The sequence below is a fragment of the Anaerobacillus sp. ABD4_527 genome (assembly GCF_056160805.1).
In genome coordinates, this window is the sequence record NZ_JBSWXZ010000001.1 from 1,357,777 (window position 1) to 1,382,871 (window position 25,095).

Genomic DNA, 25,095 nt, shown 5'->3' on the forward strand with positions numbered 1-25,095 from the left:
CCTTTAATTAAATTCGAGATGTACGATCCCGTTAACTCTTATTATAAATGATTTCTGTATTAATTCGTAATATACCGATTCTTGTTTTTATCCAAGAAACATAAGAAAAGACTGCCGAATTTCATCGACAGTCTTTGTGAGGCTTTATAGGATGCTTGCTTTTCCTTTGTAAATAATTCCTGTAGTTGCATCAAGCGTAATCTCTTGACCATCCTCAAACAGATTCGTTGCGTCTTCAAGACCAACAACTACTGGAAGACCAAGGCTTAACCCTACAACAGCTGCATGACTCGTTAGACCACCTTCTTCTGTGATCAAACCAGCAGCCTTTTCTAGAGCAGGAACCATCTCTTTGTCAGAACCGATCGCTACGATGATTGTGTTCTCATCAGCTTTACTGATCGCTTCATCAGCGTTCTTAGCAATCGCTACTCGACCTGAAACAGATGTTTTACCGATACCTTGTGCTTTTGCAAGAATATCTCCGATAACATGAACTTTCATCAAGTTCGTAGTTCCAGACTCACCTACTGGTACACCAGCTGTAATGACAACAGTATCGCCATGACTAACGATTTCTGAACGAATTGATGCTTCAACTGCAACTTCTAGCATTTCATCAGTGGTTTTAACTTTACGCCCTTCCTGAGCATGTACACCCCATACAAGCGCGAGCTTACGGCATACACTTGCAGTGTTCGTTACAGCAACGATCGGCGCTTTCGGACGATACTTGGAAATCATACGTGCAGTGTGTCCACTCTCTGTAGCTGTTAAAATCGCAGGTACATTCAAGTTATATGCAGTATGTGCAACAGATTCACTGATCGCATTCGTCGTGTTCGTCTCGATCTCTTTACTTCTCATTGAAAGAAGCTCGCGATAGTTAAGAGACTTCTCTGTGTAAGAAGCGATGTTATGCATCGTTTGAACTGCTTCTACAGGGTATGATCCTGCCGCAGTCTCTCCTGAAAGCATAATAGCGTCTGTACCATCAATAATCGCATTGGCAACATCACTTGCTTCTGCACGAGTTGGACGAGGGTTACGCTGCATAGAATCAAGCATCTGAGTTGCAGTAATAACAGGCTTTCCTAGTGCATTACACTTTTTGATAAGTTGTTTTTGAACGAGTGGTACTTCCTCAGCAGGGATCTCTACGCCAAGATCACCACGAGCTACCATCAAACCGTCAGATACTTCAAGGATGGAGTCGATGTTATCGACACCTTCACGGTTTTCAATTTTTGGAACGATTTGGATATCAGTTGCATCATGCTTCTCAAGAAGCTTTCGGATATCTAACACATCAGATACACGACGAACAAATGAAGCAGCGATGAAATCGACGCCTTGTTCAATTCCAAATTCAATATCAGCTGCATCTTTGTCAGTAATACCAGGCAGCTTCACACTTACGTTCGGAACGTTAACACCCTTTTTATTCTTAAGGGTACCGTTATTCAATACTTCTGTGTAAAGCTCATTGTTCCCGATGCTTTTCACTTCAAGTTCGATAAGACCGTCGTCAAGAAGGATCTTTGAACCTTCGTGAACATCATTGACAAGGTCAGGATACGTTACTGAAATCTTTTCAGTTGTACCCGCAACTTCTTCCATCGATACGATAAGCTGCTGTCCTGCTTCAAGATCAATCGCACCATTTTCCATGTTGTGCGTACGAATCTCAGGTCCTTTCGTATCGAGTAGAATCGCAACATTCTTGCCAATTCTTTCTGATACTTCACGAATATTTTTAATACGGTTGCCGTGCTCTTCAAAATCTCCATGAGAAAAGTTAAGACGTGCAACATTCATTCCAGCCTGCATCAATTTTTCTAACGTTTGTTGGTCCTCACTTGCAGGTCCAATTGTACAGACGATTTTGGTTTTACGCATAGGTATCCTCCTAAAAGCTCTTCTTTAATAATTTTATCCAACTCTGTGTGGTATTTATCCAGCAAACACCATTATTCACCCACAGTTTTTGTGGATGAATACAAGTGTGTATCATTTAGATTGAAAGTTCTCTCGCAAGCTGGACCATCTTCTGATCCACTTTATGAGGCATGTTAAGTGCTTCATTAATATCTAAATCGATGATTTGGTTATTGTGAATCCCAACCGTTCTATCCTGAGCACCTTCAAGCAAGAGTTCTACTGCACGAGCGCCGAGACGACTTGCTAGCACACGGTCCGTTGCAGTTGGTGAACCACCTCGCTGTACGTGACCAAGAACAGTAACACGGGTTTCCATATTCATTGCTTCCTGTATTTCTTTTCCTATTTCAACTCCACTTCCAACGCCTTCTGCAACCACAATGATGCTATGACGTTTTCCGCGATCGTGACCTCGTTTTAAACGAGCGAGAATATCGGACATTTCATAATCCTCTTCAGGAATAAGGATAGATTCTGCACCGTCAGCAAGACCCGACCAGAGAGCGATATCTCCAGCGTCACGGCCCATTACTTCGATCACGTATGTACGTTCGTGAGAAGTTGCTGTATCACGAATCTTATCAATAGCCTGAATTACAGTATTTAGCGCAGTATCAAACCCGATCGTAAAATCTGTTCCAGGAATATCATTATCGATGGTTCCAGGAATACCAATCGTAGGGAACCCGTGGCCAGTCAGCTTTTGAGCTCCTCGGTAAGAACCATCTCCTCCAATGACAACAAGGCCTTCAATTCCATGTTTCTTAAGGTTCTCTACCCCTTTCAGTTGCCCTTCAACCGTTTTGAACTCTGGGCAACGTGAAGAATAAAGCATTGTGCCGCCTCTATGAATAATATCAGCTACAGAGCCGATTTCCATCTTTTTTATTTCGTCATTCATCAATCCGGTATATCCGTGGTAAATCCCGTAGACCTCAATATCATGATAGATCGCTTTACGGACTACAGCACGAATTGCGGCATTCATTCCAGGTGAGTCTCCTCCGCTGGTCAATACACCAATACGCTTCATACGTGTTCACCTCATTAATTCTTTGTGTTATTAAAATATCAAATACGTCCGTTGAACACAATAGCAAAGAGCGCCCATGAAAAAGTGCTTTCCCCTAAGCGGGAAAGCACTTTCCTTATTTTAAGCCAATGGTATCGGTTACAAACGTATATTGTCCAATATTTCTGTATTTTTCATAGCGTTGCTCAACAAGCTCCTCTTTGGAAAGTTTAGAAAGGTCTTCCAAAGATTTCTTTAGTACTTTATGGATAGATTTTGCTTGTTCTTCAACATTGCGATGTGCGCCACCTTTTGCTTCAGGGACGATTTCATCGATTACGTTTAGCTCTTTCAAGTCTGGTGCCGTAATTTTCATCGTATCTGCAGCCTGTTGAGCAAGACTAGAATCCTTCCAAAGAAGCGCAGCAGCGCCTTCAGGTGAAATAACAGAGTACCAGGAGTTTTCTAGCATATGCACATGATTTCCTACACCAATCGCTAACGCTCCCCCACTTGCGCCTTCACCGATTACGATACAAACGATCGGAACAGTCAAACCAGCCATTTCAATGAGGTTTCGAGCGATCGCTTCACTTTGACCTCTCTCTTCTGCTGCTTTACCTGGAAATGCACCTTTCGTATCTAGTAAAAATACAACAGGTCTATTGAACTTTTCTGCTTGCTTCATTAAACGAAGGGCTTTACGGTACCCCTCTGGATGTGGCATACCAAAGTTTCTTCTCAAGTTCTCTTTTGTATCTTTCCCGCGCTGATGACCAACTACTGTTACAGGATTACCTTCAAATGTAGCGATTCCTCCAACAACTGCTTCGTCATCACCAAAAACGCGATCACCATGCAACTCGATAAAGTCATCAAAGATGCGACCAATATAATCAAGTGTGGTCGGACGTTCAGGGTGACGAGCAAGTTGAACTCTGTTCCAAGCTGTCATATTTCCATAAATCTCTTCTTCCATAGATGCCAAACGCTTTTGAAGACGAGAAATTTCATCTGAAAGGTCAATGTTCTTTTCATCCATAAATGATCTTAACTCTTCGATCTTATCTTCTAATTCTTGAACAGGTCGTTCAAAATCAAGTCTATTCGCCACTATTGGTCACCTCCTTTACTATGGATCATAAGTACTGTTGAAAGGGTCTTTTTCATGTCAGCACGATGGATGACTGAATCGAGTTGCCCATGATTGAGTAGAAATTCTGATGTTTGGAAATCTTCCGGTAAATCTTCTCTTATGGTTTGTTCGATGATTCTTCTACCTGCGAATCCGATCAGTGCTTTTGGCTCAGCAAAGTTATAGTCTCCAACCGAAGCAAAGCTTGCAGAAACTCCTCCAGTAGTAGGATGGGTCATAACTGAAATGAATAAACCTCCGTTATCACCAAAGCGCTTCAATGCTACGCTCGATTTCGCCATCTGCATTAAGCTGAGTACACCTTCTTGCATTCTTGCTCCACCTGAAGCAGTAAAGATAATAAACGGGATCTTTTCTTTATCAGCATGTTCGATGGCTCTCGTTATTTTTTCGCCGACAACAGAACCCATGCTTCCCATGCGGAATCGAGCGTCCATAACGGCAATCGCCGTACGATGACCATCGATCGTACCTTCGCCTGTAACAACTGCTTCGTTAAGGGAAGTTTTCTTGCGATCTTTCTCGAGCCTTTCGACATAGTCAGGGAACGCTAGAGGATTTTCAGAAATCATCCCTGCATTGAACTCTTCGAAACTGCCCTCATCTAGCGTATTCTTTATACGTTCATATGAACTCATCTGGTGGTGATAACCACATTTCACACATACTTTATTTGACTTCTCAAGTTCCTTTGAATAAATAATACTTTTGCATCCAGGACATTTTGTCATTATCCCTTCTGGCACATCTTGTTTTATTTTCTCAGAAGGAACAGTTGCATATTTTTTCTTCTTATTAAAGATATCTTTTAACAATTGTGACCATTCCTTTCACCATAAATATCTTGCTGCTTATAATCTTTGTCATACTCGGATAACAGACGAATGGCCTTTTCTTGATTGCGGGCCGTCAAGGCTTCGATCAATTCTTCGTAATAAGTAACTGGGCGGTACGTTAAATGGTGCCAGATCGTCTGGTGATAGTCTGAAAGCTCAGCCCATAATCTCATGAGCAGATGGTTTTTTGTTGCCGATGTAATAACTCGGAAGAATGCTATGTCAAACTCTGTTGAGTAAATATCCTCTTTAGAAGCAGGGTCACGATTATGAAGCATCGACTTCAACTGATCTAGTTCCTCATCTGAAATACGTTCACAAGCCAAACGCAATATGTCCATTTCAATAAGGTGACGAGTCTCTAATAAATCGTGCCTTGACTTTGTATCTTTAAGTATGAAAGAAGCGATCACTTCGACTAAACGATGGTTTTTAACATTTGATATAAACGTACCTTCACCACGTCTCGTTTCGATAAGTCCTAGCATCTCCATCGACCTTAAAGCTTCTCTTACTGATGATCTTCCTGCATTTAACCGCTCAGAAAGCTCCCTTTCGGAAGGGAGCTTATCACCGGTTTGCAAACCATCGTTGTAAATGATCGCTTTAATTTTATCTAAGATATTTTGGTAGACTTTCCCCTGTTGTTCCATATCGGAAAATCAACACCCTTTCTTCACTGGCCATCGTCCTATTCAAGAAAAAAGCTAGAAAACTTTCCCACTTACTTTTCTTCTTCAGCAATAATTGCAAGAGAACGCGTCTTCTCTTTAACGACCTCAGGATCTACATTAATACGTGCTACTCCTGTTTCCATCGCGGCCTTCGCAACACTCGCTGCTACTGCTGGAGCCACTCTTGGATCAAATGGTGCCGGAATAACATAGTCAGCATTCAGGTCTTCGCTGCTTACAAGCTCTGCGATCGCCTGAACGGCAGCTACTTTCATGTCTTCATTAATATGTGTAGCACGGACATCAAGGGCTCCTCGGAAAATACCAGGGAAAGCTAACACATTATTAATTTGGTTAGGGAAATCTGAACGACCTGTCCCAATTACGCTTGCGCCTGCATCTCTAGCATCGTCTGGCATAATTTCTGGAACTGGATTCGCCATCGCGAAAATAATTGGGTCTTCGTTCATAGAGGACACCATTTCCTTCGTTAAAGCTCCTTCAACTGAAACACCAATGAATACGTCTGTATTCGAAATAACTTCTTTGAGTGAACCTTCCGCTTGATCTCGGTTCGTATATTTCGCAACTGACGCTTTAACGTCGTTCATACCGTAAGGACGCCCTTCAAAAATTGCTCCTTTTGAGTCACACATGATGATATCTTTCACACCGAAACGGTTTAATAGCTTGATAATAGCGATTCCAGCTGCACCCGCACCGTTAATCACCACTTTGATTTCACTCATCGATTTACCAGATAGTTTCAATGCATTGACGAGCCCTGCGACAGTTACGATAGCTGTACCATGTTGGTCATCATGAAAAATCGGAATGTTCGTTTCCTTTTTAAGCCTTTCTTCGATCACAAAGCAATTTGGAGCAGCGATGTCTTCAAGGTTGATTCCGCCAAAAGTGGGTTCCATCAGTTTAACAGTTTGTACAATTTGATCAACGTCCGTCGTATCTAAACAAATTGGAAACGCGTCAACTCCTGCGAAACTTTTGAAAAGCACTGCCTTTCCTTCCATAACAGGTAATGATGCTTCAGGACCGATATTTCCAAGACCAAGCACAGCAGTACCGTCAGAAACGACAGCTACCATATTTCCTTTCATAGTGTACTCATATACTTTATTCTTATCATCATAGATTTCCTTACAAGGTTCAGCGACACCTGGTGAATAGGCAAGACTTAAATCAGTTGCATTCCTCACCGGCACTTTGGATTTAGATTCTAGTTTTCCCTGGTTAACTCTGTGAATATGTAGTGCTTCTTCTCTTGTGATAGACAATTAACCCACTCTCCTTCTTCAGAAGCTATATGCTCTATTATCTTCATTTCCTCGTTTGTATAGAAAGTGGTCAGACCACTCTATTTTCACCATTATAACAAATCACCAATTGCTGTAAAGAATTTATCGAGTCTTTTTAACTACATTGTTCTCACCTAATAAATTTTTTAACCGATCAATGCAAGTCGTGGATAGTTGAACAAACCACTCTTTACCTAGTTTAACTGTTTTCTCTGATTGGCTATAGTAGAGCACTACAGCAGATTCACCCCTATTTTCCCTCAATACACTTTTCACTTTGTCTAGTGTATCGTCTTTTTGATGATGCTCTTCGATTTTCAAGAATAATATATCAGAGGTTTTTTTAGGAGTAATGTCTTCTAGCCTCTTTGCTCTAGAAACAACAATATTCGTACTTCCTCCTCTTTTTTGCACAATCCCATCTATATAAACAAACGCGCCCTTTTGAAGAATTGTTGACGTTTCTTCCCATGTATCTGGAAAAACAACACCTTCCATTTCAGAAGTTTCATCTTCAAGCGTAATAAATGCCATCATCTGACCTTTTTTTGTACGAATACTTCTCGATTTTATTACTTCTGCTGCTATTCGAAGAGGCTGTCGATCAGAAAACATTAATCCTTCAGAAATGACCGTTCTTTGATAGCCTTGGATATTCTTCAAATAAGGATCGATTGGATTTGCAGATAAATAAAAGCCTATCGCTTCTTTCTCAAATGCGAGTAATTCCTTTTCTTCAAAAGGAGGGACACTTTCGTACGGAGGTTCAGATTCCGAACTACTGAACAAACCAGGTTGATCCGGGTCTCCTTGTTCAGAAGCGTAATTCATAGCAGTTTCGAGCGTTGCTAAAATAGATGATCGCTCCACCTGAAAATCATCCATCGCGCCAGCAAAAACGATGGATTCGATCGCCCGCTTATTTACGATTCTTATAGACACTCTCGAACAGAAATCGAATAAGCTTTTGTAAGCCTCGTTTCCTCTTTTCATTACAATTTCCTCAATCGCATTTTTTCCAACGTTTTTTATTGGTAATAAACCAAAGCGGATCGCTTCCTCTTCTACAGTAAACGTAGCGTTACTCTTATTGATTGAAGGGGGAAGGATCTGCAAGTTTTTTTGATGACACTCTGACAAATAACTAGATAACCGATCCTGATTTCCAATTGCAGATGTTAATAAACTCGCAAAGAAATACCTTGGATAGTTAGCTTTTAAATACGCAAGGTGGTAAGCAATGATACTATATGCAACAGCATGACTACGATTAAAGCCATAGTTTGCAAACCTCACGATATACTCGTATACTTCTTCAGCAGTTGCTTTCGTATATCCTTTTGCTAAGCAGCCCTTTATGAAATGCTCTCGTTCAGATTCGAGCACATCTCGCTTCTTTTTTGAAATGGCTCTTCTTAATAAGTCAGCTTCTCCTAATGAAAATCCAGCTAGCTTAGATGCAATCTGCATAATTTGCTCTTGGTACACGATCACTCCGTAAGTTGGTTGAAGAATGGACTTTAGATCCGAATGAGGATAGTGAACGGGTCGTTCATTATGTTTACCCGAAATAAATAATGGAATATTCTCCATTGGACCTGGTCGATATAGAGCATTTACTGCAACAATATCCTCAAACTCAGTAGGTTTCAACTTTCGAAGCACTTGTCTCATACCATCAGATTCAAGTTGAAAGACCCCTGTTGTATCTCCAGCTTTAAGCAAAGAAAAAGTGGCCTCATCATCCATTGGGATCGATGAGAGCGATACACGCTCACCTGTATTACGTTCGATATCCTTTAAAATCCCCTCGATCAGCGTTAGGTTACGTAACCCTAGAAAGTCCATTTTTAATAACCCTATTTCCTCTAGGTCATTCATCGGAAACTGAGTTAAGCTAATATGATGACCTTCTTGTAAAGGAACATGATCGGTTAAAGGAGCAGCAGAAATAACGACGCCTGCTGCATGTGTTGAAGTATGTCTAGGCAGACCTTCAATCGTGCTCGCGATTTCAAAGACTCTCGCGCATTCTTCTGAATTTGAAAGCACCTTGCGAAGCTCTGAGCTAGCCTCTCTCGCTTCGTGTAACGTTATGCCAGGTTGAGAAGGAATTGCTTTTGACATTGCATCGAGCAGCTTCGTATCTACTTCCAACACTTTTCCAACATCTCGTATCGCAGCTTTAGCTGCAAGGGTCCCAAAGGTTACGATCTGAGCAACATGATCGTGCCCATATTTCTCGTGTACGTAGTCGATTACTTCGTCACGACGTACGTCAGGAAAATCAATATCAATATCAGGCATCGTGACTCGCTCAGGATTTAAGAATCGTTCGAAAAGGAGATTATGCTCAATAGGGTCAACATTCGTGATGTTTAATAAATAGGCGACTAATGACCCTGCTGCAGATCCCCTTCCTGGTCCTGTGATCATCCCATTCTCGTGAGCGTACTTCATAAAATCCCACACAATTAGAAAGTAATCACTAAATCCCATCTTACTAATGATCGAAAGCTCATAATGTAAGCGATCATCGATCGTTTGATTTCCTGATCCATAACGAGCCTTCACTCCTTCACGACATAAAGTCGCAAGGTACTCATCAGCACTTTGTCTATTAGGCACCGGGTATTCAGGAAGGTGTGTTTGATCGAAAGATAAGTTCACGTTGCACTTGTCTGCAATGTGGATGGTTGATTCGATCGCATCATGATACCCTTCAAAACGTTCGATCATTTCTTTATTGCTCGTTAAATAAAACTCATGGTTAGGAAGACTTACATGGTCTTTCTCTTCATAGCGCACTCCGTTATCTATGCACTTAAGACAATCATGTGCTTCTCCATCACCTTTTGATATGTAATGCACCGCATTCGTTGCGGTAAGGTGTAAGTGTGCTTTTTTAGCAAACCTGTAGATCAGCTGATTCAGCTGCCTTTCTTCTCGTATATAATGATCTTGCATCTCTAAATAAAAGCCCGACGAGAAAGCTCTCTTGTACTCAACCGCGTGCTGTAATGCAGCCGTTTCTTCACCTTTCAAGAGTAAGTCTCCGATCACAGACCCTCTTGCTCCAGTCAACGCGATGATTCCCTCTGAAAGATTTAACAGTTCTTCTTTTTCAATAGAAGGCTTTTTCTTTCTAGAGTGCTTTATGATCGTAGAGATTTTCAATAAATTATGGTAACCTTCATTCGATTCTGCAAGAAGCACTAAGTTATCGTAACGTCTAGGCTCAGTTGAATTCATATCCCCAGAAGATACTTCAACCTCTAGACCGATTATCGGTTTAATTCCGTTTTCAACGCATGCTTTATAGAATGGAATTGTTCCGTACATTGTCCCCTTATCCGTTAAAGCAAGTGACGTGTACCCTTGTTCTTTTGCTGCATTCACAAGCTCTCTTACTCTGCTCGGACTATCTAAAAGACTATATTCGCTATAAACACGCAGATGTACAAACTCCATATGAAATCCCACTTTCACTTTACTGTTACTTCCATTATAGATACTCTTACCTTCTCAAACAAACATTATCAAGCATAACCCACCTTCCTTTTCGCATAGTCTTTACTAAAGGTGGACTAGATGATATATGCTAGTTTTCGAAACTCATTATAAGCGAGCTCAATATTCTTAAACTACGAAAGAAGGAGTTTCCAATGGAGAGAGTAACACTCGTCACATTGATCATCGCTTTTTTTGTTGCCTTTGGAGTGATTGTTGGTGGGTCTATCATTGGTGGAATCGGAGCATTTCTTTCAGGAGAACCACCTTTGCACTGGATATATGTTGTGGCTCAACGGCTAAAAATTTGGGCGATTGCAGCTGCAATCGGTGGGACGTTCGATACGATCAACAATATGGAGAGGAGCTTCCTCAGTGGATCTCCAGACGAAATCATGCGGCAGTTTTTATGGATATTCTGTGCTTTAGGAGGAGCGCAAGCAGGGATGGAAGTCATTAACTGGTTTACACAGGAACGATCACACTGATGAGAGTACCACAAGTCTATACAAGAAAAGGGTGGCAGAAATTCCTTGCAGGTCTATCCGTAGGAGTCATTTTTGGATGGTTATTCTTTTTAATGCTTTTTGGAATCATGTATGAGAAGCAAATTACTACGATAAAAGAGCAAAAGATAAAGATTTCTGATCTTAAAACGCAAAATCGAACGTTGTTAGATGATCAAGAGAACTACGATAATGAAGATATTGAAAAAACCCTTCACATTAAAGGAATCGTCGTCACATTCGAAAAGGACCAAGATCTATCTCTAAACTCTCTTACGAAGCACGAATTGAAAAAGGCTGTCCAAGATGAACTGAATGATTTATTAAATAAGGACCTTGGTTCGGTAGCGCACACGAGGTCATTTATTATTAAATCACTCGAGAATAAAACATTACTGATAAACGATATAGAATATGGGTTTGAAGTCAAGCAAATGATCGTGTATACAACAGTTGAAGTTGTGCTTTCTATTCGCTTGATTCAATAAAAAGATTATACGATTTTGTGACATTTTGTCAGAAAAGTCGCATTTCTACACCTTGTAGTATATGATAAGAGTACAATAAGTTTATATGGAGGTGCAGCGATGGTTATCAATCGCAAAGAGCTAGCGAAATCAAAGGTAGCTGATTTAATGAACGGACGTTCAGCATACGCTGAAACCAAGGAATTAGCAACGATGATTAAAAAAGAACTGCAATCGCTCAATATCGACGTACATGAGGACGTGACAAACTTTGGTTCTTGGTTCATTCCTATTCCACAAGCCTAATTAGTAAAGACCGACGATCTCATTTAGAGGATGCCGGTCTTTATTTGTGTAATTTAATAGTCCTTACAGGCTCTATCAAGCTCGTCTAACACCTGATCTGCCTCTTCCCACGTATAGACGGTTGCTCCAGCGGCCATTGGGTGACCACCTCCGTTATACCTCGCTGCAATACTATTCACCACTGGTCCTTTTGAACGAAGGCGTACTCTGATCTGATCTTCTTCTTCAATGAAAAAGACCCACGCTTTTAATCCTGCAACGTTTGAGAACGAATTCACGAGCTGTGACGCTTCACTCGCAGTGACACCATAGGAGGAAATCGTATCGTTCGTTAATTTAATCCAGCCTGCTCCCCCATGGTTCACTTCAAAATGCTGAAGAACATGTCCATTTAGCCTCGCTATATGCTGTTCTGTTTTATAAAGCTCGTTATAAAGAGCACCAGTGTCGATCCCATGTTTAAGAAGCTCTCCTGCATATTCAAACGTTCGCTGTGTTGTATTTGAGAACATGAACCTCCCAGTATCTCCAACGATTCCTGCATATAAAAGAAACGCACCTTCATCTGAAAGCACATAGCCACGGTCTTTAGCATGTATGTAAAGATCAACGATCATTTCACTCACAGAACTTGAAGACGTATCTACCCATAGAATATCGCCATAAGGATCCTCATTTGGGTGATGATCGATCTTGATCAACAACTTCCCTTTATTGTAACGATCATCACTAATCCTAGGCTGATTTGCCGTATCACAAACAATCACAAGAGCATCATCATATTCCTCATCTGTAACGTCATTCATTCTGTTTAAAAACATAAGAGAAGGTTCTTCTTCTCCTACTACAAGTACTTTCTTCTTTGGAAACGTTGCTTTGATTAACGAAGCTAACCCACCTTGTGAGCCAAGGGCATCTGGATCAGGTCTTACATGGCGGTGTATAATGATCGTTTCATAACTTTCAATCGCATCTAAAATTTGTTCCTTCATTTCATTACTCCTTTCATATCCTTTCCTATTTGTTAGGGAAACGTCATAGATTTTTAACTCTAAGTTCTATACAATAGAGACGAGCCTTTAACATATGGAGGAAAGCATACATGCCAATCTTTTTTATATTAATTATATTCTCAATAGTATTTTATCTGTTTTACCGCGTGAAGTCATTCCGATCTCATGGAGTTGCAACCAAAGAGTGGTTAAATTCGAAAGCTAGCATTGCACTTGGGCTATTTCTCATTTTCTTTGCTATCAATTCGTTCACTATTTACATCACGACGGTTACATATATCGTTGGTGCCGTATTCATATTACTCGGACTTGTTAATGTTGTCGTAGGTTATAAGAAATATAAACATTACCAGCCTTTCGCTATCCAAGAATACGAAAGCATGAACAAATAACGCTGAAGCGCCATGAGTTTTCTCATGGCGCTTTTGATTTACCGATCGATTAATTGCGCCATCATTAGCGCCTTGCCCACGACAGTTCCTTCATGATAAATTTCAACATCTACCTTTCCAAACTTACGTGAGACTTCAAGGACTTTCGGAATAATTTCAATCGTATTATCGATTTGAACAGGTTTAATAAAATATAACGTAATGTTTTCTACAACAAGATCACCTTTTTTATACTTCTTCAAGACCCTGCTTCCCGCTTCAGTTACAAGGGTCGTGAATACGCCATAGGAAAGTGTTCCAAGAAGACTCGTCATTTGTGGAGTCACCTCACAAATGTATCGACTCTCAGTATTTGTAGACACATCATTAAACCTACTTGTGATCAAATCATCAAAGGTTTCCCCGATTTGCGGCTGCTGCTGAATGAGCTGCAACGCTTTGAGAACATCTTGTCTGCTAACGATTCCGATTAAGCGCTGGTACTGATCAAGCACTGGGAGCATTTCGATTCCTTCCCAAATCATTGTATGAGCTGCTGATGCAACGGACGTTTGCTCATTCACAGTTAATGGGTGTTTTGTCATCACCTTCGTAATAGAAGTCTCATATTGTTCCCCTAAAACGTCTTTGGAAGTAACGATTCCTTGGACTTTCATGTTTGGGTCTACAACAGGGTATCGACTATGAAGGGTGGCTTCGTTTAATTCATGCCACCGCCCCACATTTTCTGTCGTAACGAGGAAGCTCGTCTTGGTTAATGGCGTTAAGATGTCACTTACTAGAACGATTTCTTTTTTAATCAACTGATCATAAATCGCTCGATTGATCATCGTCGCAACAGTGAAGGAATCGTATGAGGTCGAAATGATAGGAAGCTCATATGCGTCCGCCATTGCTTTCACTTCATCCTCTGCATCAAATCCACCTGTTATTAAAACAGCTGCACCTGCTTCAAGAGCAATCTTATGGACATTATCTCGGTTTCCTACAATAAGAAGGCTTCCTGGGTCTACATAACGCATCATCGCTTCAAGTTTCATTGCCCCGATCACAAATTTATGCAATGTTTTATGAAGTCCGTTCTTACCACCGAGCACTTGTCCATCCACTATGTTAACGACTTCTGCATAAGTAAGTTTTTCGATGTTTTCTTTTTCTTTCTTGGTAATTCGAATCGTACCTACACGCTCAATGGTACTAACAGTCCCCTTATTTTCAGCATCTTTAATCGCTCTGTAGGCTGTACCTTCGCTTACTTTAAGCTCTCTTGCAATCTGCCGAACGGAAATCTTACTCCCTACCTCTAGCGTCTCGATATAATCCAGTATCTGTTCGTGTTTTGTTGTCAATTACTTTCACCATGCTTTCTATGGTCACATCTGTATCACTATCTAAACTTCTTCTGTTATAGTGGTGTTTGAATTGACTTCATTATACATAACTAATGTGTGCAACTTCAACGGCTGTACTGCTTTTTTCTCGTTTCTACTTTAGTATCTGCAATTGGACGCGGTAAATTTGGGCTTTTCTCTTTTCTCCCAAAGTACAAGCCAACAAAGTTTCCTCCCAATGCCATTAAAGCAAACACTAACCACAAACCAAAAAATGCTCCTTCTAATGTTAGATCAAACTGAAAACGCGGCACTGCATCATATACTAAAAAAAGAATACACAGAACGGATAAAAAAAGTCGTTGCTTCACTTTCATTCCTCCCTAAACATCCTTATAAAAGGATATGAAAGAGCATGACCATTTAACACGTCAAAAAAGAACCGATGAAAAGTCATCGGTTCTTTAAAGTAAGTTCAACTATAACTTAATTGTATCCCCCGGCTTCATTACTTTGCCCTTATTTCCTTTTAGCTTATCTACAAAAGCTTCTGGGTTTTGTTCGATGACAGGAAACGTATTGTAGTGAACGGGTACAGTTAAATCTGCATTGATCCATTCTGTAGCGATAGCCGCATCATCAGGTCCCATCGTAAAGTTATCACCGATTGGGATAAAGGCGAGGTCGATCTTCACGTCTGAAAGCAGCTTCATATCAGAATATAACGCAGTATCACCAGCATGGTAAACTGTCTTACCTTCAGCAGTAAACAGAATCCCAGAAGGCATACCTGTGTAAATAATCTGTTTACTTTCCTCATCCATATAGCTTGAACCATGGAAAGCTTGCGTCAGCTTGACCGTTCCAAAATCAAATTCATGTGCTCCACCTATGTGCATCGGATGTGTATTTAATTCTTTCCAGCCTAAGTACGTCGCAAGTTCGAAAGGTGCTACAACGAGCGCATCATTTCGCTTTGCGATTTCAACAGTGTCACCAACGTGATCGTTGTGCCCATGTGTAAGTAAGATAACATCACACGTTACCTCGTTAGCATCAAGGTCGCATTGTTCATTACCAGTAATAAACGGGTCGATAAGAATCTTTGCTTTGTCAGTTACGATCTCAACTACTGAATGCCCATGAAATGTTACTTGCATCAAAACCGCTCCTTTACATGCTTAATAATGGATTCATCTGTTTTTTTCCCTTAGAACAATTTACTAAACTAATATTGTTGCCAAGCTCTCTCGTATTTTTCGATAAGATTCGGTCGAATCAAGGTGTTTGGTTCGATTGTTACTTCCTTTCCATCCTGTATTATTGTCGAATCCTCGTCTTTACCAAATGCAGTTAAAGATGGAACAATCTCTGTCGTTAAATATTCGGTTTCGACCTTGATTCTTAAATCTTCACTGTTAACCTTTGTCCTCGTCCCTAAAACGAATCCCCAATTCCCAAAACTCGGAACGTCTACATGAAAGTTTGTTGTATGTAAGCCTGTCTCCTGAATGGTCTTTGAAATCGTCCAATAAGCTTCCGTTGCAAATACCGGGCTAGTTGCCTGCACCATCATTGCTCCTTCAGGCTTTAAGTGGTTTCTTACCAAAGAATAGAATTCCCAAGTATATAGTTTGTTCAAAGATTCATTATTTGGATCAGGAAGGTCACTTATGATTACATCGAATAGCTCAGTTTCATTCTCCAAGTATTTAAACGCATCAGCATTCACTACCTTGACACGATCGTCATCTAACGCTTGTTGATTCAACTCTTCTAACATGTGATTGGCACGCGCAAGTTCGACCATGCGCGGATCAAGATCGACTACCGTAATCGAATCGACTTCATCATATTTAAGCAGCTCACGAACAGCAAGTCCATCCCCACCTCCTAAGAGTAGGATGTTACTTTTCTCCTCACTTGCAGCCATCGGTACGTGAACGAGAGTTTCGTGGTAGCGATGCTCATCACTTGAACTAAACTGCAGCTGTCCGTTTAAATATAGCCTGAGATCACCCTGCTCCTTTGTTAGAACGATTCTTTGATAAGCTGTTTCTTCAGAGTGTATGATAGGATCTTTATAGAGACGTTGTTCAAATGAAAAAGCGATTTCCTCACCGAACAAAACTCCTGCAATCATTGTGACCAGTGCAACTGATGCAGCAAAGATATATATCCCTTTTCTCACAATTTCTTTTCTAAATGATATGATCATCCAGAACGCAACTAATATATTGATCAATGCAACGAGGAATGCTGACTTTACTAGTCCAAATTCTGGTCTAAGATAAAAGGCAAACAACAGTCCTCCTACAAGCCCACCTGCATAATCTGAAAAAAGTACCCGCGCGGTACTTTTGTTCATCTCTACGCCTATTTCATTCGCTTTTCTAATTAAAATAGGTAATTCAAGACCAGTTAACCCACCTACTATGAGAATAATGCTATAAAGGAAAATTGCGGTTGACTCTTCACCTGCGATAGAAGTAATTCCAAAAACAGCAAAGCTTGATATACCACCTATGATTCCAATCATAAGTTCGATGACGATAAACCTTGTTATAAGGTTTTTGACTACCTTTTCACTCAAAGAAGCTCCGATTCCCATGCCTGTAAGAAACAAAGAAATCGTAATCGTATACTGCTTTACACCATCCCCTAAAATGTAAGAGCCTAATGCACCAAAAAGCACTTCAAAGATGATGCCGCAAATTGAAACGATCCCTGAAGCCCAATACAGCTGACTGCTCTTATTTGTTATCCTACTCATGTCTTTCACCTTCAGCTGTCATATTCTTATGTAATGGATGCCCCCACTACAAATCCAAGTCCGATCGACACACACATCGAGACGATCCCTACTGCTACCACACCTTCATGTAGCTTTTGTTCCACTGAAAAACGTCTTGTAAGAAAGTCAAAGATGTAATAAGCGACTAATTGTAAAACAACACCATATCCACCCCAAATAACAGTGTCTAAAACATCTGAACTGTGATAGATCGAGAAAGCTAAAATTAAACATATACCGATTATTTTTCCACCTATTGATAGTGCGACAGCTGTATTTCCTTTTTCGATTTCCTGCCAATCCTTATATTTGGTGGTAATCAATTCAAAGATGATTAACCCCGCTGCAACGACTACGATCGCTGCAATAAAATAGACGAACGTTAACAAAAATGGCCCCATTTTAATAACTCTCCTTTACTTATTTTCCTGTTCCTGGTCCTCCGCCACGGCTTCCAGAACCTCTAAATGATGGGATTGTTGAAGGTCCTTTGTAATTTCCTCCAGTTGATAGATAGCCTCCATAACAATTCCCAAGGCTATTAGAACAACGTTTTTTTTGCTTCTTTCCCCAATCGTCGACGTCGAGAATCTCATCAAGTATGTAATAAGCTAATAAGCCATCGAAGAAACTTGGCTGATAATTGTCTCTAACGAATCCGATCGTTGCTACTTCTACAAGTGTGTTCGCATCACTTTCACCTTCTGTCAACGATACAATATAATCGTCATACACAAGAACTTGTTTACCATCTTTTAATTCGCTGACTTCATTCGGTTTAATTTGTTCTTGAAGATAGGAGGAGACAGCTGGAATATCTTTACCACCTGCTGTGTAAATCCTAGAAACATCACCAGTGTCCACGCTACTCTCCACAACATCTTCAAGTTGGTATTGATCCTCTACGACTTCCTGAATATCTTTCGTGATACCGCAAGCCGATATGAGTAGAACGAATGCTGTCAACAGAATTAATCCTGTCAGCCTTTTCATCCTTCCACCCCTTGAAGGGGAAAGAGTTATTCTTTCCCCATTTTTTTCTTAAGTTCTGCTAACTCATCGTCGATACCATTGTTCTTATCGAGGGCATCTAATTCATCATCTAATGAACGATCAGCTGAGCGCATATCTTCGCTCGTTTCAGCTTCAGCTTCATATTGAAGGACCTTTTCTTCCATTCTTTCAAAACCTCGTTTGGAATCGTCGCTACCGACTGAAGACATTGCACGGTTGATCTTTGTTTTTGTTTTTGCAGATTCCGCACGTGCTTTAAGACTATCTTTTTTCAATTTCATTTGGCGGTGTTCTTCTTTCATCTCATCAAGCTTGCTTCTTAATGAATCTGCATCAGCCTTTGCTCGTTCGTACGATTCTTTCATCGTTTCAGCTTTTGCTTGATGGTCTTTTTTATCTTCTAATGCTCTTTTAGCAAGCTCATCATTATCGGCTTCGAGTGCCTTCACAGCTTGCTCCTGGCGCTTTTCTACCATCGCATTAGCGTCATCCCATTTTTTCTTTAGCATCTTTTCGTTAGCAATCTGCTTTGCTACAGCTGTTTCAGCTTCACGAATATCCGCTTCCATATCTCTCATAAACTGTTCTAGCATTTTGACCGGATCTTCTGCCTTATCTAGCGCAGCATTTAATTCTGATGACATGAGTGTTTTTACTCGTTTAAACATTTTAAACATTTATTTCATCCTCTCATTTGCTTCCTGCAAGTATTTTAATTTCGTATTCCTCAACCTCATACCCTTTGCTCACTTCCACTTCAGTACCCCAAACTTCAACTGACAGAAATTCCTCTTCATTTTCATCTGAGAAGTCATAGTATTCTACTTGTTGGCCGTTAAGGTTACTACCTCTGCCCGTACCTGAAACAAGCGCTTTACCACTTTCATCAAGGTGAAATGTTGTACCATCGACCTTCACTTCTTGTGGAATGGGTTTAGAGAGTTTCTCTTTTACTGTTTTGTAAATCCCAAGCTCCAGCTCATCGTCCATCTCAGCGCTAAGCCAAATGGAAGATGACCCAGCTTGCATTTGATAGGCATACCACTTGTATCCTTGATTGTTATACGTTAGTGTCCCAACAACTTCGTAATCTTCAAGGTCATACGTAACGATATCCCCCACTTGAATATTAAAAACATTCCTGTCTTCTATCTTAGGCTGTTCTTTATCTTTTTTGCCAAATAACTTTGAAAGAAAACTCAAATTTACACCCCCTATCCTATATTCTATTTACGAGTTTACTCACGAAAAGTTTCACGTTTTTTTAAAACGACTTACCATATGTTCCTCCATCGTGATGTATAAATCAAATGGTGGTTTTTCATCGATCAACGATTTCTTTTGTAACTTATAGATGCTTACTTTATTATAGGGGTCCCCTTCTATTATCGGAAGTTCATCTTCTAGTCTTACATATGAATCTACAGCAATTTGCACTTTATCGATCCACCGAGGTATTTCACGATCCTGTTCTGTGAAGAGCTCAAAGGTTTCCCTCGACATATAGAACGGATTTGACGGAATCCCTTTTAAAAACGGAGCAAGAAGCGTCATATCTATTCTATTATCTTCAAGTACGAGAACTTTAAGCGATATCCCTTCCCGCTTCTGGTCTGCAAATTCACTAACAGATCGACGGATATCTTCAAGTGAAGCGTCGATCACGTTATATGATTCAGAAGGAACAATGCCTTTCTCCTTTTTTCTCCAAAATTTAATGACCATTCCCCTCCTTCTATTTCGCTCGATGCTTTCCCTTTCATTATAGAAGAAAAAAGCAGCTGATCTCAGCTGCTTAACAAAGTATTAATTACTTCCTAACATTTTATTTGCACTGTTGTATTCTAAACCGTGAGCATCTGCCACTGCTTCATACGTTACGAATCCATCCATCGTGTTGATTCCTTTTAGAAGTGGTTCGTTCTGTAAGCAAGCAGTTTTGTAGCCTTTATTTGCAAGTTGGATCGCATATGGTACTGTTACGTTCGTCAAAGCGATCGTTGATGTACGTGGAACAGCTCCAGGCATATTCGCTACTGCATAATGCACGACATCGTGTTTTGTATAAGTCGGATTATCGTGAGTTGTAATTTTGTCTGTTGTTTCAAAAATTCCACCCTGATCAATCGCAACATCCACGATTACAGACCCAGGTTTCATGTCTTTAATCATATCTTCTGTTACAAGCTTTGGTGCTTTTGCACCTGGTATCAAAACAGCACCGATAACGAGATCGGATTCTTTTACAGCTTCAGCGATGTTAAGAGGGTTAGACATCATCGTATTGATTTCAGTACCGAAGATATCATCTAATTGACGCATACGTTCAGGACTAAGATCCATAATCGTAACGTCAGCACCTAGACCCATAGCGATTTTAGCTGCGTTCGTACCTACAACCCCACCGCCGATTACGGTAACTTTTCCTCGTTTAACTCCAGGGACTCCGCCGAGAAGGATACCTAGACCGCCTTTTGGCTTTTCTAGGAACTGCGCACCGATTTGGGCTGACATCCTACCAGCTACTTCACTCATAGGTGTTAGAAGAGGTAACGAGCCATTTGGTGCTTGTACGGTCTCATAAGCGATTCCGATCACCTTATTTTCAACTAGAGCTCGAGTTAGCTCTGGTTCTGCTGCTAAGTGTAAATATGTAAATAAAATAAGTCCTTCACGGAAATAACCGTACTCTTCTGGTAATGGTTCTTTAACCTTCATAACCATTTCCATACTCCACGCTTCACTTGCAGTATCTACAAGGTGAGCACCTGCTTCAATATATTGTTCATCAGTAAAACCTGATCCAATACCTGCTCCCTTTTCAATATGCACTTCATGACCAAAATTAGTAAGACTTAAGACGCCAGCCGGTGTCATAGCCACTCTATTTTCGTTATTTTTTATTTCTACCGGAACTCCGATACGCATAGATAATCCTCCTTCGACTTTCAAACTATAAATGGAAGGGCTTTTCTCAAAACCTCTATCATCATAACATTCCGATTACCAATTAGGAACCTTTCCTCCAAAAAATTTTGAAACCCTTTTCAAAGGTTCTTCACACAACAAGGATATAACCTAAAGCAGCCATTAACAACCCACCGCATGTACTGATCACCACATAAATAATAGCAAGGTACTTATGGTTAGAAGATAGATCGATCGTTTCGTAAATAAAAGTAGAAAATGTCGTTAACGCACCAAGAAAACCAGTCGATACTGCTGGCCCAAATTCACTTGATCCGTAACCCACACCTAATAGAAAGCTTCCTACCAGGTTAACTATTATTGTGGCTAACGGGAATCTTTGCATGAAGCTCATCTTATTAAACAATAGAGTAACGATATACCTTAATAGCGCTCCTGCCGCCCCACCAACTGCAATCATTAACCATTGCAAGCTACTCCCTCCTAACGCGCTTCGCAAAGAACGCACCGATTACAGCGGCCAATAGTCCTAAAGCAACACTCCCCATTCCATAAAGAAAAGCAGTCATGAACTGACCTGCTTTTAAATAAACGAATAGGTCTAAAGAATACGTAGAAAACGTCGTAAAAGAACCGATCAGCCCCGTTGCGATCAGCTTTTTCTTCCATTCAGAAAGGTGATTATCTTGAATAAAACGGTAAAAGAAACCTAATAAAAGCGAGCCGATGATATTGACGAGAAAAGTTGAGAAAGGGACACCATTCATCATAGTGCCGACCGTACTTCGTAGTAGAGCCCCAAGCGCTCCACCAACTGCAACAGCGAAACTATATCTCATTTCTTGACTCCTTTGATCAATCTTTTCTCATCTTATCGGAACCATACTCTAAAGTCTACTCACTATTCTCTTTATCCCAAACCCACGTAAAGAGTCGCCCATTAGCATCCATCCATTTCATTTCGAACCGGTCTGCGTCATAGCCATACTTTTTTATTTTCTTTACCAGTTCATCAACCTGAGAAAGCTCTGAAACGTTCAGGTGCTCATAGAGTGATGTTACGTCTTCCTTCGCATCAGCACCTTTTCTCACTAAGTTCCCCTTTTCCACCTCGTATTCGTTCGGGCTTGAAAATTCCCATTCATTTTCAACGCCTTGAGAGATGACAGTACATTTGAACAAGAAACTATTTTGTAAAGAAGATGCTTCTACCCGAAAAGGGACGCTCACCATAAGAATTGCTAGGATTACACTTACACTTAGCTTTTTCATAAGATCACCTCATCTTTATGCTGAGAAAAAACTTTGATAATTATTCCTCTACTTCTAGATTGCAACATTCTCTTTACCAAACTAAAATAGAAGTAAGCACAACAAAAAGGAGTCTCCATGAATTCAACTAACAAACATCAACCGAAAATTGAACGATTCGGCCTAGAATCTGTGCCACAAAACTTACGTACAACATCTTGGTACGAATACGCGATGATTCAAATGACGATTTCAGTAAATGCAGGTAATTTCTTAGTTCCAGCTCTTGCTGTTCTAGAAGGTGGATTGACTTTTACCTGGGCAGTGCTTTCTACTGTATTTGGAGCGATGCTTGCTTTTATATTCGTCTCTTTCCTCTCCTTCCCAGGTGCGAGGAAAGGAATTCCTTCACAATATGCAGTCCGTTCCTTCCTAGGACATAAAGGCGCACAATATTTTGCGTCACCTGTACGAACCATTACGTCACTCTACTGGTTTGCAGTACAAACTATAGGGGGAACCTACATGGCTGTCGAATTGGTCGATCGCGTCCTCTCGATTAAGCTGCCCTTCCTCCCAGTCACTCTCCTTTTAGCAACGATTATGGCTACACTTGCATTAGTAGGGTTCAATGCAGTTAAGAAAGCAACCGTCTTCATCCTCCCATTGTTGTTCGCGGGGACTGTTTCGATGATTATTGTCTTCATTACCTCGGATGTTGGAGGGAAACCATTTACTTCCATCTTATCGAGTCATAAAGCTCCTGAGTATTCCACTGTGTTTTTCTATTCAAGCCTAGCGTTCGTACAGTATGTATCAGGTGTGAGTAGTTCATCTGACATGACGAGGTATGCCCGTACAGCAAAACATGCTTTTATCGGATTGTTTGTAGGCAATTCTATAGGATTTTTATTTACCGCTGTTTTAGCTGCGTACACAGCCTCTGCTTCAGAATCATGGAATCCGTTTCTCATTACAAGTCGTTATACTGACTCAGGAATATTATTAACGTTTATCTTTGTAGCCGCACTATGCTCGATGTTTACGATTAATATCAGCAATGCGTATACAGGAGGGTATAGCCTCTTAAACACCTTCCCAACTTTAGGAAGGGTAAAAAGCGCTATTGTACTTGGGATATGTGCAATTGCATTGAGTGCATTTCCAGCGCTTGTCGATGAAGCTGAACAGTTCATCTCATTATTAGGTGCATTCGTTATTCCTCTGTCTGCTATTATCATTACCGACTTTCTGATCATAAAAAAAGCTCGTTTTACAACCGAATTGCTTTCATCGATGAATAATAAAGAGAATGTAATCAACCTAGCAGGGTTTGGCGCTATCGCACTCGGAATGTGCACTTACTTACTGCTCCCCACTTCATTATCTCCAGGATTCTTATCGTTCTTACTAACCTCTATCCTTTACGTTGGCATTAAGAAATGGGGCTGTAATAGAAAAAGCAAGAAAGTTCATGTGTAACACATGAACTTTCTAACATCCTAATAATAGCTTTTTCTATCTTGTTTTGGAGGAAACTTATTGTTTTTTCCTTGCTTAACGGCTTCATCTTGATCAATGACGCCGCTTTGGTATGATTCACTCAACTGCTGATGCACAGTCATTTCACCGCTTTGATCATAGATCAATTCATCTTTATTTTTATTCACCAAAAAAACCTCCCTTTAATTCAGTCTTGCTTCTTTAGTGTTCCCCGCCCACTTTTAAATATCAATGGAAGGACACGTTATCATCTAGTAAGGAGGGAAGAAAATGTTACCATTTTATCGAGACGAGCGATTACAAATCGATGTCCCAATCCTCGAACTGTTTTGGGAGGAGCTTGCCCTAGACGAGCAGGAAGAAATCTTACACAGATGGGAACAAATTAGAAGTACGATTCCAGATCGAATCATTGAACTTGAAGGAAAGATTATGGAAAAACAATCACTGCTAAGTAATGAAGAAAATTTTGAAACCTCGTGCAGTTTGAACACGCAAATCGCTGATCTTGCTTCGATTATTAATGATTTATGGTTGTGGTACAGAAAGACCTTTTTGATCACAACAAAATAGACTCTCGATGTATAGTAAAAGGCTGCCATAGTTGAACGGCAGCCCTTTTGGTGAAACACCTTATTCACTTATTTATTTCTCTTACTACATGAGGCAATTCAGGTACGATTAATTTCGACATAGCTAGTTTAACCGCTCCCGAGGATCCAGGTAATGCGAAAATAGCCGTTTCATTTAATACGCCTCCGATGGCCCGTGATAACATAGCGGGAGATCCGATATCTTCTGTATAACTTAGCATTCGAAACAGCTCTCCAAACCCAGTGAGCTCTTTCTCAAGCATATTGGCAATCACTTCATATGTAACGTCTCTTTTTGAGATGCCTGTACCACCATTCAGCAAAATCGCATCAACTTCTTTGTTAGTTACACCGCGCTCCACTGCGTTTTCAATCGATTCTTTATCATCTTTAATAACAACTCGATCAATAATGTGGTGATTTTTCTCTTCGAGCATTTGCGACATGAGCACACCGCTTTTATCGGTTTCAAGTGTCCTCGTATCACTGACTGTTACAATAAGTACTCGTATGGACGAGGGTGCATCTGCCTTATGTTCTTTCACGCTCAAT

29 protein-coding genes are annotated in these 25,095 nt (G+C 40.5%); 6 read left to right on the top strand and 23 right to left on the bottom strand.

Translation table 11 applies throughout. From position 1 onward, the window contains the following. Window positions 1-144: 144 nt before the first annotated feature. The 7 genes from pyk to ACXAHI_RS07195 all read right to left on the bottom strand — a co-directional run bounded on the left by pyk (window position 145) and on the right by ACXAHI_RS07195 (window position 10,406). Window positions 145-1,899, bottom strand: a complete 1,755-nt coding sequence (pyk, locus tag ACXAHI_RS07165) for a pyruvate kinase (RefSeq protein ID WP_270179559.1) — start codon at window positions 1,897-1,899, stop codon at window positions 145-147. Window positions 1,900-2,014: 115 nt separating this feature from the next. Then, window positions 2,015-2,974, bottom strand: coding sequence for a 6-phosphofructokinase (gene pfkA, locus ACXAHI_RS07170; RefSeq protein WP_474846945.1), 960 nt, complete (start codon window positions 2,972-2,974; stop codon window positions 2,015-2,017). A gap of 115 nt (window positions 2,975-3,089) precedes the next feature. Beyond that, window positions 3,090-4,067, bottom strand: a complete 978-nt coding sequence (gene accA / locus ACXAHI_RS07175; protein WP_474846946.1) for an acetyl-CoA carboxylase carboxyl transferase subunit alpha — start codon at window positions 4,065-4,067, stop codon at window positions 3,090-3,092. Continuing rightward, a complete protein-coding gene (accD, locus tag ACXAHI_RS07180; protein WP_474846947.1) occupies window positions 4,067-4,924 on the bottom strand; it encodes an acetyl-CoA carboxylase, carboxyltransferase subunit beta in 858 nt (285 codons plus the stop codon). Before accD ends, accA begins: the two co-directional genes overlap by 1 nt. Further along, on the bottom strand, window positions 4,918-5,598 hold the full coding sequence (locus ACXAHI_RS07185; RefSeq protein ID WP_474846948.1) for a FadR/GntR family transcriptional regulator: 681 nt from the start codon (window positions 5,596-5,598) through the stop codon (window positions 4,918-4,920). Before ACXAHI_RS07185 ends, accD begins: the two co-directional genes overlap by 7 nt. A gap of 71 nt (window positions 5,599-5,669) precedes the next feature. After that, window positions 5,670-6,908 (bottom strand): NADP-dependent malic enzyme, encoded by a 1,239-nt coding sequence (gene ystJ, locus ACXAHI_RS07190; protein ID WP_474848103.1) that lies wholly within the window; start codon window positions 6,906-6,908, stop codon window positions 5,670-5,672. Between the two features lie 129 nt (window positions 6,909-7,037). Continuing rightward, window positions 7,038-10,406: a DNA polymerase III subunit alpha gene (locus ACXAHI_RS07195; RefSeq protein WP_474846949.1), complete on the bottom strand. Its 3,369-nt coding sequence runs from the start codon at window positions 10,404-10,406 to the stop codon at window positions 7,038-7,040. Window positions 10,407-10,600: 194 nt separating this feature from the next. On the opposite strand from ACXAHI_RS07195, the gene ACXAHI_RS07200 reads away from it, so the two are divergent. The 3 genes from ACXAHI_RS07200 (at window position 10,601) to ACXAHI_RS07210 (ending at window position 11,724) form a co-directional block, all read left to right on the top strand. Then, window positions 10,601-10,933 (top strand): YtrH family sporulation protein, encoded by a 333-nt coding sequence (locus ACXAHI_RS07200; protein ID WP_224878724.1) that lies wholly within the window; start codon window positions 10,601-10,603, stop codon window positions 10,931-10,933. Then, the gene (gene ytrI, locus ACXAHI_RS07205; RefSeq protein ID WP_474846950.1) at window positions 10,933-11,439 is read left to right on the top strand and encodes a sporulation membrane protein YtrI; all 507 of its coding nucleotides are present in this window, start codon (window positions 10,933-10,935) and stop codon (window positions 11,437-11,439) included. The genes ACXAHI_RS07200 and ytrI overlap by 1 nt, the downstream gene beginning before the upstream one ends. Window positions 11,440-11,538: 99 nt before the next feature. After that, window positions 11,539-11,724, top strand: a complete 186-nt coding sequence (locus ACXAHI_RS07210) for a YtzJ family protein (protein WP_270179567.1) — start codon at window positions 11,539-11,541, stop codon at window positions 11,722-11,724. 53 nt (window positions 11,725-11,777) lie between these two features. Here the strand turns inward: ACXAHI_RS07210 and ACXAHI_RS07215 are convergent, their stop codons facing one another. Next, window positions 11,778-12,716 (bottom strand): DHH family phosphoesterase, encoded by a 939-nt coding sequence (locus tag ACXAHI_RS07215; protein ID WP_474846951.1) that lies wholly within the window; start codon window positions 12,714-12,716, stop codon window positions 11,778-11,780. A gap of 110 nt (window positions 12,717-12,826) precedes the next feature. On the opposite strand from ACXAHI_RS07215, the gene ACXAHI_RS07220 reads away from it, so the two are divergent. Next, on the top strand, window positions 12,827-13,129 hold the full coding sequence (locus tag ACXAHI_RS07220; RefSeq protein ID WP_474810863.1) for a YtpI family protein: 303 nt from the start codon (window positions 12,827-12,829) through the stop codon (window positions 13,127-13,129). Window positions 13,130-13,167: 38 nt separating this feature from the next. Here the strand turns inward: ACXAHI_RS07220 and ACXAHI_RS07225 are convergent, their stop codons facing one another. The 13 genes from ACXAHI_RS07225 to ACXAHI_RS07285 form a co-directional block, all read right to left on the bottom strand. Further along, the gene (locus tag ACXAHI_RS07225; RefSeq protein WP_474846952.1) at window positions 13,168-14,478 is read right to left on the bottom strand and encodes a DRTGG domain-containing protein; all 1,311 of its coding nucleotides are present in this window, start codon (window positions 14,476-14,478) and stop codon (window positions 13,168-13,170) included. 107 nt (window positions 14,479-14,585) lie between these two features. Next, a complete protein-coding gene (locus ACXAHI_RS07230) occupies window positions 14,586-14,831 on the bottom strand; it encodes a hypothetical protein (protein ID WP_474846953.1) in 246 nt (81 codons plus the stop codon). A gap of 108 nt (window positions 14,832-14,939) precedes the next feature. Next, window positions 14,940-15,620 (bottom strand): metal-dependent hydrolase, encoded by a 681-nt coding sequence (locus ACXAHI_RS07235; RefSeq protein ID WP_474846954.1) that lies wholly within the window; start codon window positions 15,618-15,620, stop codon window positions 14,940-14,942. Between the two features lie 68 nt (window positions 15,621-15,688). Continuing rightward, window positions 15,689-17,233 carry a polyamine aminopropyltransferase gene (locus ACXAHI_RS07240; RefSeq protein WP_474846955.1) on the bottom strand — a complete coding sequence of 515 codons (1,545 nt, stop codon included), beginning with the start codon at window positions 17,231-17,233 and terminating at the stop codon, window positions 15,689-15,691. 26 nt (window positions 17,234-17,259) lie between these two features. Beyond that, a complete protein-coding gene (locus ACXAHI_RS07245; protein WP_270179574.1) occupies window positions 17,260-17,655 on the bottom strand; it encodes a DUF350 domain-containing protein in 396 nt (131 codons plus the stop codon). Window positions 17,656-17,674: 19 nt separating this feature from the next. Continuing rightward, complete coding sequence (locus tag ACXAHI_RS07250) at window positions 17,675-18,247, bottom strand: DUF4247 domain-containing protein (protein WP_474846956.1); 573 nt, start codon at window positions 18,245-18,247, stop codon at window positions 17,675-17,677. A gap of 26 nt (window positions 18,248-18,273) precedes the next feature. Next, window positions 18,274-18,945: a PspA/IM30 family protein gene (locus ACXAHI_RS07255; protein WP_270179576.1), complete on the bottom strand. Its 672-nt coding sequence runs from the start codon at window positions 18,943-18,945 to the stop codon at window positions 18,274-18,276. Between the two features lie 13 nt (window positions 18,946-18,958). Next, a complete protein-coding gene (locus ACXAHI_RS07260) occupies window positions 18,959-19,471 on the bottom strand; it encodes a DUF4178 domain-containing protein (RefSeq protein WP_474846957.1) in 513 nt (170 codons plus the stop codon). A 51-nt stretch (window positions 19,472-19,522) separates the two neighbouring features. Further along, a complete protein-coding gene (locus ACXAHI_RS07265; RefSeq protein ID WP_474846958.1) occupies window positions 19,523-19,993 on the bottom strand; it encodes a DUF3939 domain-containing protein in 471 nt (156 codons plus the stop codon). A gap of 81 nt (window positions 19,994-20,074) precedes the next feature. Next, window positions 20,075-21,196 carry an alanine dehydrogenase gene (ald, locus tag ACXAHI_RS07270; RefSeq protein WP_474846959.1) on the bottom strand — a complete coding sequence of 374 codons (1,122 nt, stop codon included), beginning with the start codon at window positions 21,194-21,196 and terminating at the stop codon, window positions 20,075-20,077. A gap of 130 nt (window positions 21,197-21,326) precedes the next feature. Continuing rightward, window positions 21,327-21,668 carry a fluoride efflux transporter CrcB gene (gene crcB / locus ACXAHI_RS07275; RefSeq protein ID WP_474846960.1) on the bottom strand — a complete coding sequence of 114 codons (342 nt, stop codon included), beginning with the start codon at window positions 21,666-21,668 and terminating at the stop codon, window positions 21,327-21,329. A gap of 1 nt (window position 21,669) precedes the next feature. Continuing rightward, window positions 21,670-22,035, bottom strand: a complete 366-nt coding sequence (crcB, locus tag ACXAHI_RS07280) for a fluoride efflux transporter CrcB (protein WP_474846961.1) — start codon at window positions 22,033-22,035, stop codon at window positions 21,670-21,672. A 55-nt stretch (window positions 22,036-22,090) separates the two neighbouring features. Beyond that, window positions 22,091-22,468 (bottom strand): hypothetical protein, encoded by a 378-nt coding sequence (locus ACXAHI_RS07285; protein WP_474846962.1) that lies wholly within the window; start codon window positions 22,466-22,468, stop codon window positions 22,091-22,093. 117 nt (window positions 22,469-22,585) lie between these two features. Between ACXAHI_RS07285 and ACXAHI_RS07290 the strand changes: the two genes are divergently transcribed. Further along, window positions 22,586-23,929, top strand: a complete 1,344-nt coding sequence (locus tag ACXAHI_RS07290; protein ID WP_474846963.1) for a purine-cytosine permease family protein — start codon at window positions 22,586-22,588, stop codon at window positions 23,927-23,929. A 20-nt stretch (window positions 23,930-23,949) separates the two neighbouring features. Here the strand turns inward: ACXAHI_RS07290 and ACXAHI_RS07295 are convergent, their stop codons facing one another. After that, window positions 23,950-24,120, bottom strand: coding sequence for a hypothetical protein (locus ACXAHI_RS07295; RefSeq protein ID WP_270179584.1), 171 nt, complete (start codon window positions 24,118-24,120; stop codon window positions 23,950-23,952). 100 nt (window positions 24,121-24,220) lie between these two features. Between ACXAHI_RS07295 and ACXAHI_RS07300 the strand changes: the two genes are divergently transcribed. Continuing rightward, entirely contained in the window at window positions 24,221-24,523 is a 303-nt protein-coding gene (locus ACXAHI_RS07300; protein WP_474846964.1) for a radical SAM protein, read from the top strand. 64 nt (window positions 24,524-24,587) lie between these two features. On the opposite strand, the gene ACXAHI_RS07305 is transcribed toward ACXAHI_RS07300, so the two are convergent. After that, window positions 24,588-25,094 (bottom strand): MogA/MoaB family molybdenum cofactor biosynthesis protein, encoded by a 507-nt coding sequence (locus tag ACXAHI_RS07305; RefSeq protein ID WP_474846965.1) that lies wholly within the window; start codon window positions 25,092-25,094, stop codon window positions 24,588-24,590. Between the last annotated feature and the right edge of the window lies 1 nt (window position 25,095).